We start from the raw sequence: 13,253 nt of genomic DNA on the forward strand, positions 1-13,253 counted from the left end.
AACAGATATCTTGGTGGCGGACCTCATTTTTGACTTTCTTACAGACTCATCGCATTAGCGCCCAACACGCCTGCTACTGCCGAAGCCACCGCGATGACTACTTTCAGAATCATATCCCAAAGGGATTTCTTCATTGCCATAATTTACACACCTCCTTTCCGATACTTTAAAAGATTAATTACTTCCTGAAAACGTCTTTATACCTTTGCTCATTTATATTGTCCTCACAGGCTTTCCTTTACCTCAAAGCAAGGACACGCCTTGATCCACTCTTCCGGTTCGATCTCCCCATCTCCGTTCAGATCCGGACTGAGATCCCGGTGTCCGCACACCCGGCAGCCGGGGAAACGTTGCTCCAATTGATGCACCAGCAGGCGGAGGGCGGCACGTTGTTCCGGCGTCCGTGTATCTGCCGGGCGTCCCCGGCAGTCCAGACCGCCTTCATAGCAGATTCCGATACTCGACGCATTGAATCCTTTTGCATGTGCCCCGATGCGTTCGATGGGACGAGTGAGGAGTGTTGTCCCGTCTTTGCGGATATAGTAGTGATAACCTGTTCCGTTGAATCCCCGTCGTCGGTGCAGCGTCTCCAGATCAAAGGCCGTCAGTGTCCGGTCCACCCGTGTTGCGGAACAGTGGATCACGATTAAATCGATCTTTCTCATGATTCGTCAGATTTGGTAAATCCCCGGTTTATGATTGCCTTATACGGTTGGGTCCGGAGCTTCTTCGTCACCGTCATCGGGATCCGGTTTGGGTTTGGGGTTTTCCGGATCGGTCTTGTCTCCTTCGCTGTTTTCCGGTTTGTACTTGCTGAAGTCCAGCGTTTTCAGTGCGTCTTTAATCTCCTTTCCGGGGCGGAAGCGGACACGGGCACCTTTGATCAATCCTTCTTTCACGTCCTTCTGGACGAGTACGCCGTTGCTGCGCAAAGTGACATAAAACGAACCGATATTCCCCAGGCGGACGATCTCTCCTTTCTTGAAACTGTCGATCATTTCTGTCTGCAGGGCACGCAGCACACACACTACGTCTGCCCAGTTTACGGTACTCGAACGCTGGATGCGTTCCGCCATTTCATCTATATCGATCTCTCCGCTCGATTTGGCGAGAGCGTAATATAGGTCCGGTTTGTCTTTTTCCATCATGTTCTTGCGGAGCACGCTGGTGAATGAAAATACTTTTGCCATTTCTTTACTGGTTTTAAGTTCTTGAATAAATGATAATAAAGTGTTGCGTCACAGGTGGTTCCTTGCTTGTGACATGACAAAAGTACGGTAGTGGGGATGGGCGATGTCTGTATTTGTCCGCAGGTGTCCGCCGATGTCCTTTTTTATCTGGAAATGTCTGCGGATGTCTGTTCTTGTGGTGGTTTGAGGCCGGGATTAAAAAGAAATTCCCTGATGCGAGCTGAATAATACTGTTCAGTTCACATCAGGGAATGGAACGATTCGTTCCTGATTGGGGTTTAGGACTATGTTATGCTATGTCTTATTCTTTATTGTCTATGTCTTGTAGGTCCCGGCTAAGTTTGTTTTCCAACTCTTCGATACTGGGAAGTCCGGATTTGATATCTTTCGGCAGGGCTTGACCAAGTTCATAATCGGAGATTCCTATAGGTTTATGTACATCCCGTAAGGCATATTCCGCCATAATCTGGTCTTTGTTTTGACAGAGTAGCAGTCCGATGGTCGGATTGTCTCCCTCCCGGCAAAGGATATCGTCTACAGCCGAGCAATAGAAATTGAGTTTGCCGATATATTCGGGTTGAAATTCTCCTCTCTTAAGCTCTACGACCAGATATCTATGCATGAAGGCATTGTACATAAGAATGTCGATGTAGAAATCTTTTTCTGATACTTCGATATGGTATTGCCTGCCCATAAAGGCGAAGCCTGCACCCATTTCGACGAGAAACTTCTCGATATGTTTTATAAGGCCCAGTTCAATATCTCTTTCGTCGTACTCTTCGGTGAACGTAAGCATATCAAAAATATAGGGGTCTTTTAATGTCTCTTTTACTTGCTTGGCTTGTATTTCGGGAAGAGTGGTGTCGAAGTTACTAGCCAATGCTCCGTGAGAATGGTAATAGTCTTGCTTGATTGCCTCGATAAGGAAATCCCGGCTCCAACCGTTTTTCAGGCATTGGATCATGTACCAGTAGCGGGCTTTTATGTCTTTAGTGCGTTGCATTAAGGTTATATTATGTGACCAACCTAATTTGCTGACAGGTAGGACTATTTCATTATTGTTCAAATACGAAACGGCCCGTTTCGTATTTGTAAGTTGCTGATTATATTCATTATAGAACTGTATCATGAACTGGCAGTTCCTGACAGAGAATCCTTTCATCTCCGGATAATCATTCTTCAAGTCATTGGCGAGCTTCTCCAGGGCATTGTTTCCCCAACCTATTTGTTTTTGACTCTCGGACAGTAGTTTGCCAATATCCCAATACATTGAAAGCATTTCTTCATTGGCTGTGTAAATCGCCTTTTTTTGTGCTAGTAGTACTCTTGCTTTTACTTGTTTGAGTAGATATGCATAGTTGAATGCATGGTTTTGATTTTCCATTTTGATTTCGTTTGTTCCGCTAAAGATACTACTTATTATTGGTTAATCGCTCCCCCTGTTCTAATTATTTTCTTTGCTTGTCTGTATTTGTCCGCAGGTGTCCGCCGATATCCTTTTTTATCCGGAAAAGTCTGTATTCATCCCAATAAAATCTGCTTATTATTTTACAAAGTGAACTTTTATTAGTACCTTTATACCATTATAAAATGCTAATAAAATGAGATTATGAAAGAATTAATTGAAGAGAAAAAGTTTGAAATGAGAGCCTATGACAAAGTAGAGCTGGCTCTGCTTTATTGTCCGGGACGTTCGGCAGAGTCAGCTCTTAAAACACTGATGAGATGGATCAAGCAATGCCAGCCGTTGATGCAGGCGTTGGGCGGCATCGGATATAATGTGCGGCGGCATCGTTTCCTGCGTCAGGAGGTGGAACAGATTGTCCGTCATTTGGGCGAGCCTTGAAAAAAGAGAGAATGAAGTTCTTTATCTCTGCTGCTGTTCATACGTCTACTTCCGGTTTCCAGTATATCATTCAGCAGATTGTTGTACTTCTCTTTCTCTCTTCATGTATATGTCTTTCTTCTTTCCAGTACTTGATGGAGGCAGTTTCAGTACTTCTTTTCCCTGATTCAAGTACTTGTACTTCTCGGTTCTTGTACAACCTTTGCTTCTTTCTTGTGCTTGTTTCCGGTACGTTTCTGAACTCTGTCGTTACTTCGATGTACGTTTTCTATACCAATTTATCGGGCGTTTTCCGTTACTGCCACTGCCAACTGCCACTTAGCGCTTATTTGTCAGTGAATTCTTTTATTCTGATATATTTATCTGTTTGTTTCTCAATGTATTTTAGCTCGATGAGGCTTTTTAGATATCTACAGGTACTTCGTTCGCTGATACCTTCTGTCAGTGCTTTCTCTTTAATCTGTTTGTAAGTAAAAATCCTAGGTAGGCTCTCTACGACCGACCGGATTCGGAAGTATGACTGCATAGGCTGAGGTTTCATTTTCTCTCCCGGCAGTGAGGAGGCGACCAGCAGACTGTGGTTGAGGATGGTTTGTACGATCTGCATGGAGGCATGAAAATCCTCGTCTGTACAGATGTATTCCTTCATCTGCATGGCACCTTCATACTTGCGCAGGGCGGTGAAGATGGAAGCTATGCGTGCCACCATCAGTGCGCCACGGAGTACGATAGAGCCCGGCGCGTCCGCTTGTTCGCTGGCCACTTCGTTGAGCAGACAGTCGAAGTAGGCGGTATGTTCCTCCCATTGTCTGTCGCTCAGCGTGACTTCCGTAGGAGATTGTTGGAAGAAGAAGTACATCTCCAATACTTCCTTGCCGAATCCCTTGTAGAGTGTGATATAATCTTCCTGTCCTTTGATGGGGGCCGCCGAACGGTATTTCCATCGTGCTCCGCAGGTGTAGATACCGAAACGGCAGTAAAGTCCGTTTTCCAAAGAGCGGATAAAGTTGGCCAGTTGGCTGGGGGTGCCGGACAGGCAGAGTGCCAGGCGCGGTACTTCTGCGCAGATGAGTTCGCCGTCTACCTTATAGTCCGTGGCTACCGGTTCATGATGGTAGGCGGCACGGAACACATCGTCGTGCTTGCCGTAATCCTGCTTGATGGCGCCGGAGATCATGTCCAATTCGGTAGCACAGATAATGAGTCCGAGGTCTCCGTTGATTTTCAGCCGGCGGATAATTTGGTTTCTGGAAGTGCTGGGGGCACCGCAGAGGTGGTAATATTCCGGTGGTTCGGGCATGGGAGCAGGGGAGGCTGCTGTAGATTTCGTCCCTTTTTTGATTTGTTGGTTGGTTCGTTCCCATTCCGTGAGTTCACGGTCGTAGGCATCCTTTTTCCGTTTGTTTTCTCCTTTCAGATAATTCTCGATTTCTCGTGGGAGCATGTTTGCCAGTGTGAGAAGTCCTTTACCGGTGGCGGGGGGAGCAATGATCAGGGTGTAGAGCTGCGGACTGTAAGGACGCTGGTCGAAACTGATGCGGACTTGTGGCAGGCATCCGCTCAGGTTGGCGATCAGTCCTAGAAGCAGTATATCGCGTTCGCGTTTGCTGCGTGCCGGTTTCATGGCTCTTTTCAGAAAGTCGGGAAGATGGTCGTATACTTGGTTAGGAATGCAGGGAGTAGATCCTCGTAATTCTTCATTTTTTATGGACAACTCTTCTTCTTTCCCCGATTCATTTCCCACAGAAACAGGCCTAAAGGTGTCAGTTGTCAGTGTTGGCAGTGAATTGTGGGTCTCTTGGGGTACATAGGATAGGTCAACGTATTGATATCCAGCTGATAAGTCTTTTCTGAGTTCTTGCAGCGTGTAGCCGTTTCTCACGATCTCTACTGACATAACAGATGTTAATTTTTCAAGGTCTTCTTTTGAAAATCCCTTACGTCGTGCGCTTCTTCCCATTGCTAGCATAGACTCGTGGCGGTTGCCTTTCTGCCAGGGGTGGTAATGGGTGAAGTTACGGGCGAAGGTTTCGATGTATCCGCAGGCTTCGGTAGCGGGAGGGAAGGGGGAGGAGGAGCCGTTACTGGTGGCATAAGGGTTGCCGTTGCTGCCCGGAAGGTTTCTTTTATCCTTGATCAGGTTGGTCAACGAAGGGTCGGTGTCGAGTTCTTCCCTCCACGGATAAGGTTCGGGAGTGGGATTGTAGTAGGCGTCGGCATCCCATACGCAAGAACAGGGCTGGGTGATGCGGGCGCATTGTTCGTCGCACGGATGCCCGGCGATGCGTTCCAGTGTCTGCTGGCAGATGGCGTAGGCGAGAGGATACTCTTCCGGGGTGCGGGCATCGAGAAATACGACGACTTTGAGGCCTCTGTCGGAGATACTGGTCTGCGTGTAGGCCACGTAGGGGAGAGCACGGAAAAGGGCTTTGACGGCAGATGTCCGTTCGTTCAGGTGGTCGAGGTCGTACATGGCTAGTCGGCTCATCTTTTCCAGATTGGCTGCGGCATGGCTGCAATGCGGGCGGCAGATGCCCTCGATGATGACGACAGGCATGGCGTCTTTTACCATTTTGGCTTCATTGCTGCGGTCGGGACGGTCTTGTAGTTTGCGGTAGCATTCGGTCTGTGCTTTCCAAAGTGTTCCGATGGTTTGCAGATAAAGGTTGTGCAGGGTGATTATGGTAGACTCCTTGCTCCAAGTATTTCTAAAAAAAGAAAATTGAAATTGTAAATTTTCGGTTTGTGGTAAGCTTTGCTTTTCCATACTATGTTTTTTTGTTTTTATTGATAAATGATAGTATGAGATAAAGAAGGGAGAATAGTGCTTTCACTATTTTATTGAGTGCAGAATAGTCGGTTCCTTAAGTCGGCTGCAAAGATAGACCGGGTGTAAGGAAGGGTGAAATGTTAAAAAGGTGATTTTCCTATGTGCTATGCTTGGTTTTTATCTGGTTACAACTACTTCAATGTCGTAATTGATGAAAAGTCCGCTTTCAATAACGCCCGTGATTGTTTTCAGCTGTTCTTCCAGCGAAGCGTCAATATAATGGAAACGGGTATCAAGGATAAAGTTTCCGTTTTCTGTCAAAATAGGACCGTCTTTTCCGTGGGCGGGGCGTAGTGATATTTCGGAGGCACCCAGTCGGCGCAGTTCTTTTTCGACGTATGGCAGTGCATGCGGGAACACCTCTACCGGTATGGGGAATTTGCTTCCCAAGATATTGACAAGTTTGCTGGGATCGACGATAATGAAGGTTTTTCCGCTGCTTCTGATCAGCAGCTTTTCTTTGAACATGGCTCCGCCACGTCCTTTTATCAGGTTGCGGTCGGGGTCTACCTCATCCGCTCCGTCGAATGTCCAGTCGGGGCGTTTGTCCCAAAGGGTGGTCTGCGGGATGCCCAGTTGTATGCAAGTCATGGAGATTTCCTGAGAGGCGGGAATCACTTCCAGATATAGGTGCTCTTCGTGAATCCGCTTTGCCAGCTCAAACAAAGTGAGGTAGACGGTGGAACCGGAGCCGGCCCCTATCACATCGCCTGTTTTGGCTGTGGCGGCGATCTCACGTGCTACACGTTCTTTCGCTTCTCTGTTGATAATCTCATTGGACCATTGGAGGTCTTTGATCAGGTGATTTTCCCAGTTCATGGTTCTTGCAGTTTTAGAGTCTCTATTTATATAACGAATGAAAGGGAGTGTTTGGTTCAACAAAAACGGAAGAATTAAAAAATAGATGGATGATTGGTTGGAATATAGTTTTTAATATCTATATTTGTAACCTAAAGGTTTCTTTTTGGAACCTATGGGTGAAACTTAAAAATAAGAATATGGACTAAATTCTATGGTTATGGAAAATATTACGATTGAGAAAATGGAGATTAAAAGATTTAATGCTCTTTTGATGCGGACGATTGTCGGTATGTTGTTTATGGGAGTATTAATGTGGGAGACATTTTGTCTTGATACTGGCAGAAAGGGATTTTTGGGAGAGACATGGTATATATTTGCATTTGCAGTTTTGCTGTATGTCGTTGTAGCGATAAGAGCTTCCGATATTTTGGAGAGAATAAAGAAAGATAAGAAATTAATGGGAGCATTAGATAGTGAAATATATTCGGACTATAATTCTAAGGCTTTGACAGCAGGCTTTTATGCGGCTATGCAAATGGGATTATTAGTTTATTGCTTTGGAGATTTTTTTAATCTCTCGGTACGTATGGGTGCTCTGGTTATAGTGGTGGTAGCTATGCTTTTCTCAGAAATAAGAAGATTGCTTCTGTATAATCCCTATAAAGATGGAAAATAAAGAACTGCTCAATAAAATAAAGGTCTACAGGGCGATGAAGAATATCAGCCAGGAAGAACTGGCTGTAGCCATTGGAGTAACCCGAAAGACAATCAATACGGTAGAGACCGGAAAGTTTATTCCCTCTACTGTCCTTGCGCTGAGGATAGCACGTTATTTCGGGGTTCCGGTGGAAGAAATTTTTGTGTTGAATGATGAAGCATCGTATTGAAATGATGAACTCTGCCTGACGGCTTTCTTTTACTTACAATATCAGCCAGATCGCTATGATATGCCCTATGCTTCCTCCCAAACAGAACAGATGGAACGTAGCGTGCATATATGGCTTGCGCAGCGAATAGAACACTGCCCCGATGATATACGAAACTCCTCCGCCTATCAGCCACCAAAAAGCCGGACCGGCTCCCATCTCTGCTAAATGATCCATCAAAGGCTTCATAGCCACGAGGATGCAGGCTCCCATAGCTATATAACAAGCGGTTTCCAGATTACTGTGTTCTTTCAGTTTCTTGAAACTCAGTATAAAACCGACGATAGCCGACAGCCAGACAAAAGAGAAAATTCCCCATCCCCAACCGCCTGCGTGCCTCATGACGAGCAGTGTAAACGGAGTGTACGTCCCCGCAATGTGCAGATAGATAGCCCCGTGATCGAATTTGCGAAGCAATTCCTTCAGCTTACCCGGACGGCTGCCGTGATACCAGGTGGAGCTGACATAAGAAGACAGCATGCCAAACAGGTAGACGGTTACACAAGCTACCGCCCACTTCGGTTCGGCACCCGCCGCCGCTTTCGCGAGCAGGAAATAGCCGGCTATGACTCCAAGCAGTATACCTGCTCCGTGACTGAGCGTGTTTGCCCATTCTTCGACGTTATTGTATCTTTTATTTTCCAATGTTTCCTTTCGGCTTTGGTTAGAGCCGCAAAGGTACACTTTTATTTTTTCTTGAAAGCCAGAGTGATTTTCTTTTTAATAGGTTGGGTTTTCTTTCTAAACCAGTTTTCCTTCGATGAAGGTGGAGCTGATTCGCGTTCAGCTTTGATTGATTTTATCAAAAACTCTTTCATCTGATTGGCTGGTGGGTATATCCATACAAATTCAGAGTCTCTATAACTTTGGTCAGCTTCCGAAAGAAAACTCCAATCTTCCGTGTCAAAGTTATAAAACCCAAGATTGGTTTCTCCGTGTTCGTCACAAGTCAGTACTATGACTGAAAACTCTTCTTCCTCATGTCTGGGAAGTTCTTTCTTTTTGTATATCTTCATATTCTCTTTATTATAATTTTGTTATTAAATTGTTTTGCTACTTGTTTTCGGAAATCAAGGAATAACGCAAGCTGGCTGACGTTTTCTTTCAGTGTCGGATTGCGTCCGTTGGAGTAATAAGGTATCTGGATGTCGGCATACGCCGTTGCGGTGGTGTCGGGAGCAAAGCTGGTCATGGTGAGCTCTTCCTTGGAGGGTTTTCCGTACTTCAGATTCGGTTTGATCGTGTTATCGGACTGCTGTGAAAAGGTAGTCGATAGCAAGCATAACAGAAATGTTGAGAATATGAATAGTCTTTTCATATCGGGTGTGTTTTGTCTTCTCCGACAAAGATAAAAAAAATAGAGAAAGGTGTGTCTCCTTTCTCTATTTTTATTTCAGTTATGCGGATAAAAGATTATACCAGGTGTCCGATCCACTCTTCGCGGTCGCCCGGAAGGAGGTCGATGACGGGGACTTCTACCATGGTGTAGCACCCCGGTTGCTGCTTCATGGAAGCGCGTGCCACGCACACAAGTACCTGTGCGGTCAGTGCCGGATTGTTGATGCGCATATTGAACTCGAACAGCTGATTCTGCGTTTTACCGGAAACTCCCTTGCGAGTCAGATTTACACCGTGTCCCATATCGAGCAGTGCGTCTACGCTGGGCACAAGTTTTACATGTGTCTCGTCGTTCACGAAGTAAGGGTCTGCCTTGATGGCTGCGGCTACTTCTTCAAACTTGTATCCGTCTTTCAGTTCGATATATACCATGCGGCGGTGGATTCCCGTTCCGGTAGGGATCGTCATGGAGAGGGCGGCTTTCACTCCGTCGATCGCTTTTACGGCTACGGTGTGTCCCATACTCATGCCGGGACCGAAGTTGGTGTAAGTGATGCCTTTCGGAGCGATTGCTTCGAGCATGGTGCGTACGATCGAGTCGCTTCCCGGATCCCATCCTGCGGAGATGATGGATACGGCTTTGTGCTCTTTGGCGGTGGCATCCAGCGTGCGGCGCAGGTCAACGATGCCTGTGTGGATGTCGAAGCTGTCCACCGTGTTGATTCCCATTGCCAAATATTCTTTCGCGTATTTCTCAACGCTGCGGGTCGGTGTGCAGAGGATGGCCACTTCCACTCCTTCCAGCTCTTTGATATCTTTGACTACTGCATAGTTTGCCAACTCTTCCGGCTTGTTCTCTGCTCCTGCACGACGAACTACTCCGGCTATTTCGAAATCAGGCGCTGCCTGTAGCGCTTCAAGTACATAGTGTCCGATATTGCCGTAACCGACAATAGCTGCTCTTACTTTTTTCATTCTTTTATTGGTTTTATATGAACATTTTTCTTTAATTCTGCCACAAAAGTAAACAAATTACTAGGAAGTTTTGTTTACTGCCTGCATTATTTTTAATTTTTTCACCTCTGACTGCGAGGCGGAAATGTTGCGAAAGTCTTTTCATCTGTGGTGAATTTGTCTTATCTTTGCTCACACTATGATAGAATATGTAAGAGGCGAACTTGCCGAACTTAGTCCGGCAACCGCAGTAATCGACTGTAACGGGGTAGGCTATGCCGCCAATATATCCCTGAATACTTATTCGGCTATTCAGGGGAAGAAAAACTGTAAGTTATATATCTATGAAGCTATTCGGGAGGACGCGTATGTGCTCTACGGATTTGCCGACAAGCAGGAGCGGGAGATTTTCCTGCTGCTCATTTCCGTGTCGGGCATCGGAGGCAATACGGCACGTATGATTCTCTCTGCCCTTTCGCCTGCCGAACTGGTGAATGTGATCAGCACCGAAAATGCGAATTTGCTGAAAACGGTGAAGGGGATCGGACTGAAAACAGCGCAGCGTGTCATTGTCGACCTGAAAGACAAGATAAAGACGATGGGAGCCACCGTGGCAGGAGGAAGCGCTTCTGCCGGAATGCTGCTGCAATCTGCCAGCGTAGAAGTGCAGGAGGAAGCGGTAGCCGCTCTGACCATGCTTGGCTTTGCCGCCGCGCCTTCGCAGAAAGTGGTACTGGCTATCTTGAAGGAAGAACCGGATGCTCCGGTGGAGAAAGTAATAAAACTGGCTTTGAAAAGACTGTAAAATAGGTAATAGGTAATAGGTAATAGGGCGTGGAGAAACTAAAACAAGCAACAGAATAATAATGAAACAAGGGAAAATTTATATGAAAGCATGGCTGGATCTTCATGGCCGTGCAAAGGTGTTGGCGACGGATCACTGGTATCTTGAATTTGCCAATCTTTTATTGCCTGTCGTCAGCGAATCTTATTTATATAAGTCGGAGACACAGGAAAGCCAGAATCAGGTGACTCTGATGCTGACTCTTTATCTGGAAGACTGTGTGACGGACGGAGGCAACTGGCGCCAGTTCATCCGTTGGCATAAAAGGAATTACGGACGTTACCTGCCGTTTTATGAATTGTCGGAAGGTTATCTCACCGACGAGATCAATAAAGAGGATATCGCTTTCTTGCTGTGGGGAATTAATTCGCCGGTAGGCGATGACTTTGACGGTGTGGAGAATCCCTTGGATGCGGACTTGCTGGAGTTTGCCGATGTGATCTATGCGCAGTTGGAGGATGTTTTCGAGAAAGCGCCTATCAGCGACGGACTTGCCGGAGACTGGCTGATGGAATCGGAGCTGATGGAGAAGCAGCGGACTGCTTTGCCTGTTGCCTCGCCGGGCGATCAGTTGCCCGTGAATGTGGAACGCTTTCTGAAAGCGAGTGGTGGCGAGCCGTTGATGTTCTTCGATTCGTATGAGGCTTTGAAACTGTTCTTTGTGCAGGCCCTGCAATGGGAGGACGAGGAAGATGCTCTGTTGCCCGACTTGAAGGAGTTTTCGGATTTCGTGATGTACGCTAATCCGAAAGGTTTGCTGATAGGTCCGGACGTAGCCCGCTACTTTGCCGACAAACGGAATCCGCTGTATAATGCGGAAATGGCTGAGGAAGAAGCGTACGAACTTTTCTGCGAGGAAGGGCTGTGCCCGTTCGATCTGCTGAAGTACGGCATGGAACATGATCTGCTGCCGGAAGCGCAATTCCCTTTCGAGAACGGAAAAGAGCTGCTGCACGAAAACTGGGACTTTATTGCCCGCTGGTTTTTGGGTGAGTATTACGAAGGAGAATGATACTTTGTTAAGTTATGCCAATCAAAAAAAGTAACAATCCGTTCGCCGGAAAGGCGAAGCCTGCTGCCGGAAAAAAGAAAGGGACGGGGAAACGGATAGGTAAGTCAAAGGTGGAGAAGGCTAATAATCAGTTGAATAGGAGAGTGAAATAAGCCTTTGGAGACTGCGCCCTTTCTACCTGTCAGGCTACGCCGTTTTATGTAGGCAGGCTACGCCGTTTTAGGATGCTGGTTTACGCCGTTTCTCCAAGGTAAAAGGGTGCGAGCAAGAAAACAATGCTGCGTCTCTTTAAAGTTGGAATGAAATATCATTACTATTTGTGCCTAATGATAAGTCGGAGAACAGTCTCTTGAATTGAAATAAAAATCGGTAAGCGATGAAAAAATAAATGTGCTATCTCTGATAAACACAAATTTTCATCGCTTACCGTTTTTTACTTATCCTTTTCGGACTGCTTGATTTATTCTTCTCCGATAGCGCTTTTATCACTTTTCCGGAAAGCCGTTACTCCGAAAGAACCTTTATTCTTCGGCAGCTTCTTCCATCGCTTTCCGTTCTTTTTTCTTATTGATAAATCCGATTTTCAGATTGGCGTCTTCCTGTTCTTTCTTGATTTGCTGCATGGCGGAAAGGATTTTCGACAGTTCGTAAACGCCTGCTACTGCCTGTCGGTCGGTCGGACTCATCGTCGTTGTGTATCTACGGTCGCCGATAAATTCCACACGGATATTCTTGTCCTTGTTGAGGTTCAGAAATTCGATCACGTTACCGTCTTCTCCCAATTTGTAATCGGCTTTTTCTATTTTCTCGTTCATATCCGATGTTTCGTAGCTGTCCTTCGAAGTCGGAGTTTCGGCAAAACTGCCGTCGGGAGTCATCACTTTGACGCCTACATGATGGATATTGCCGGCTCCGCAATAAATGGAAGTCATGCTCATAATTCCCTGCTCGCTCACTTGGAAGCGAAGGAAGGAACGATGGAGATTCTTCTCGATGGCTTGTGTAGGCCATATGTAGTTACCCACTTGCTGATATTCGGCATCTTTCTCCAGGGTGTACTTGCCTTTGATGGCGTCAAACGCTGCTTGCTTTGCCTGGAGAGCACTGTCCAGAAAGGCCAGAATCTCTTGTTGAGCCTTGAGTTCCACATCCAGCATCAATTCCTGACCGGCTTTGCGGGCCTCGAATGCTTTGGGATACAAAATCTTGATACTGTCGATTTGTGTCTTTGCTTCTTCGTAGTCGCCACGTTCGTAGGCAGCACGGGCAATCGTCAGTTTTTCATTGGCTTTTTTCTCGATGCCGTTTCCGCAGGCTGTCAGTGCCAGCGTGCCGCAAAAGAAGATAATCAGTTTTTTCATCATACCATTTACATTTTACTATTAGACGATTTGCGATGGAGATGGGACGTGCAGTGTTCACGACTTACCGCCAACTGTTCGTTACTTGCGGTTTGCCGTTCGTGTTACTTGCCGTTTACCGTTCCTCGCCCGTTCATCGTTTACTTTATAG

17 protein-coding genes are annotated in these 13,253 nt (G+C 46.4%); 6 read left to right on the top strand and 11 right to left on the bottom strand.

Translation table 11 applies throughout. From position 1 onward, the window contains the following. Window positions 1–38 precede the first annotated feature (38 nt). The 4 genes from NBH01_RS05350 to NBH01_RS05365 form a co-directional block, all read right to left on the bottom strand. Window positions 39–134: a smalltalk protein gene (locus tag NBH01_RS05350; protein ID WP_008766360.1), complete on the bottom strand. Its 96-nt coding sequence runs from the start codon at window positions 132–134 to the stop codon at window positions 39–41. 90 nt (window positions 135–224) lie between these two features. Then, window positions 225–665, bottom strand: coding sequence for an N-acetylmuramoyl-L-alanine amidase (locus NBH01_RS05355; protein WP_048692391.1), 441 nt, complete (start codon window positions 663–665; stop codon window positions 225–227). Window positions 666–704: 39 nt separating this feature from the next. Then, a complete protein-coding gene (locus NBH01_RS05360; protein WP_008766358.1) occupies window positions 705–1,190 on the bottom strand; it encodes an HU family DNA-binding protein in 486 nt (161 codons plus the stop codon). Window positions 1,191–1,491: 301 nt separating this feature from the next. Continuing rightward, window positions 1,492–2,574, bottom strand: a complete 1,083-nt coding sequence (locus NBH01_RS05365) for a PDDEXK nuclease domain-containing protein (RefSeq protein WP_016269600.1) — start codon at window positions 2,572–2,574, stop codon at window positions 1,492–1,494. Between the two features lie 225 nt (window positions 2,575–2,799). On the opposite strand from NBH01_RS05365, the gene NBH01_RS05370 reads away from it, so the two are divergent. Further along, window positions 2,800–3,036 (top strand): DUF4248 domain-containing protein, encoded by a 237-nt coding sequence (locus NBH01_RS05370; protein ID WP_008761123.1) that lies wholly within the window; start codon window positions 2,800–2,802, stop codon window positions 3,034–3,036. Between the two features lie 325 nt (window positions 3,037–3,361). Here the strand turns inward: NBH01_RS05370 and NBH01_RS05375 are convergent, their stop codons facing one another. Next, window positions 3,362–5,803, bottom strand: coding sequence for a DUF3987 domain-containing protein (locus tag NBH01_RS05375; RefSeq protein ID WP_211479128.1), 2,442 nt, complete (start codon window positions 5,801–5,803; stop codon window positions 3,362–3,364). A 180-nt stretch (window positions 5,804–5,983) separates the two neighbouring features. Continuing rightward, window positions 5,984–6,685 carry a ribose 5-phosphate isomerase A gene (rpiA, locus tag NBH01_RS05380; RefSeq protein WP_061473764.1) on the bottom strand — a complete coding sequence of 234 codons (702 nt, stop codon included), beginning with the start codon at window positions 6,683–6,685 and terminating at the stop codon, window positions 5,984–5,986. A 199-nt stretch (window positions 6,686–6,884) separates the two neighbouring features. On the opposite strand from rpiA, the gene NBH01_RS05385 reads away from it, so the two are divergent. Together NBH01_RS05385 and NBH01_RS05390 are read left to right on the top strand one after the other, a co-directional pair. Further along, window positions 6,885–7,343: a hypothetical protein gene (locus NBH01_RS05385; protein ID WP_008766355.1), complete on the top strand. Its 459-nt coding sequence runs from the start codon at window positions 6,885–6,887 to the stop codon at window positions 7,341–7,343. Continuing rightward, a complete protein-coding gene (locus tag NBH01_RS05390; protein ID WP_008761125.1) occupies window positions 7,333–7,554 on the top strand; it encodes a helix-turn-helix transcriptional regulator in 222 nt (73 codons plus the stop codon). Before NBH01_RS05385 ends, NBH01_RS05390 begins: the two co-directional genes overlap by 11 nt. 33 nt (window positions 7,555–7,587) lie before the next feature. Here the strand turns inward: NBH01_RS05390 and trhA are convergent, their stop codons facing one another. From trhA to NBH01_RS05410, 4 genes are all read right to left on the bottom strand, one after another. After that, the gene (gene trhA / locus NBH01_RS05395; protein ID WP_032850333.1) at window positions 7,588–8,238 is read right to left on the bottom strand and encodes a PAQR family membrane homeostasis protein TrhA; all 651 of its coding nucleotides are present in this window, start codon (window positions 8,236–8,238) and stop codon (window positions 7,588–7,590) included. Between the two features lie 41 nt (window positions 8,239–8,279). Next, entirely contained in the window at window positions 8,280–8,609 is a 330-nt protein-coding gene (locus tag NBH01_RS05400) for a hypothetical protein (protein WP_008761127.1), read from the bottom strand. Beyond that, window positions 8,606–8,911, bottom strand: coding sequence for a hypothetical protein (locus NBH01_RS05405; RefSeq protein ID WP_008761128.1), 306 nt, complete (start codon window positions 8,909–8,911; stop codon window positions 8,606–8,608). The genes NBH01_RS05400 and NBH01_RS05405 overlap by 4 nt, the downstream gene beginning before the upstream one ends. Before the next feature lie 95 nt (window positions 8,912–9,006). Next, window positions 9,007–9,906, bottom strand: coding sequence for a diaminopimelate dehydrogenase (locus NBH01_RS05410; RefSeq protein ID WP_008761129.1), 900 nt, complete (start codon window positions 9,904–9,906; stop codon window positions 9,007–9,009). A gap of 178 nt (window positions 9,907–10,084) precedes the next feature. Here NBH01_RS05410 and ruvA point away from each other — a divergent pair, with 178 nt between their 5' ends. The 3 genes from ruvA (at window position 10,085) to NBH01_RS05425 (ending at window position 11,893) form a co-directional block, all read left to right on the top strand. Further along, window positions 10,085–10,690 carry a Holliday junction branch migration protein RuvA gene (gene ruvA / locus NBH01_RS05415; protein WP_008766351.1) on the top strand — a complete coding sequence of 202 codons (606 nt, stop codon included), beginning with the start codon at window positions 10,085–10,087 and terminating at the stop codon, window positions 10,688–10,690. Between the two features lie 61 nt (window positions 10,691–10,751). Continuing rightward, complete coding sequence (locus NBH01_RS05420) at window positions 10,752–11,741, top strand: DUF3843 family protein (protein ID WP_008761131.1); 990 nt, start codon at window positions 10,752–10,754, stop codon at window positions 11,739–11,741. A 14-nt stretch (window positions 11,742–11,755) separates the two neighbouring features. Then, on the top strand, window positions 11,756–11,893 hold the full coding sequence (locus NBH01_RS05425) for a hypothetical protein (protein WP_008766350.1): 138 nt from the start codon (window positions 11,756–11,758) through the stop codon (window positions 11,891–11,893). A gap of 369 nt (window positions 11,894–12,262) precedes the next feature. On the opposite strand, the gene NBH01_RS05430 is transcribed toward NBH01_RS05425, so the two are convergent. After that, the gene (locus tag NBH01_RS05430) at window positions 12,263–13,102 is read right to left on the bottom strand and encodes an outer membrane protein assembly factor BamD (RefSeq protein WP_008761132.1); all 840 of its coding nucleotides are present in this window, start codon (window positions 13,100–13,102) and stop codon (window positions 12,263–12,265) included. Window positions 13,103–13,253: the final 151 nt, after the last annotated feature.

The organism is Bacteroides sp. B1-V-101, assembly GCF_023656585.1.
In the GTDB taxonomy this organism is placed as follows: Bacteria; Bacteroidota; Bacteroidia; order Bacteroidales; family Bacteroidaceae; genus Bacteroides; species Bacteroides thetaiotaomicron.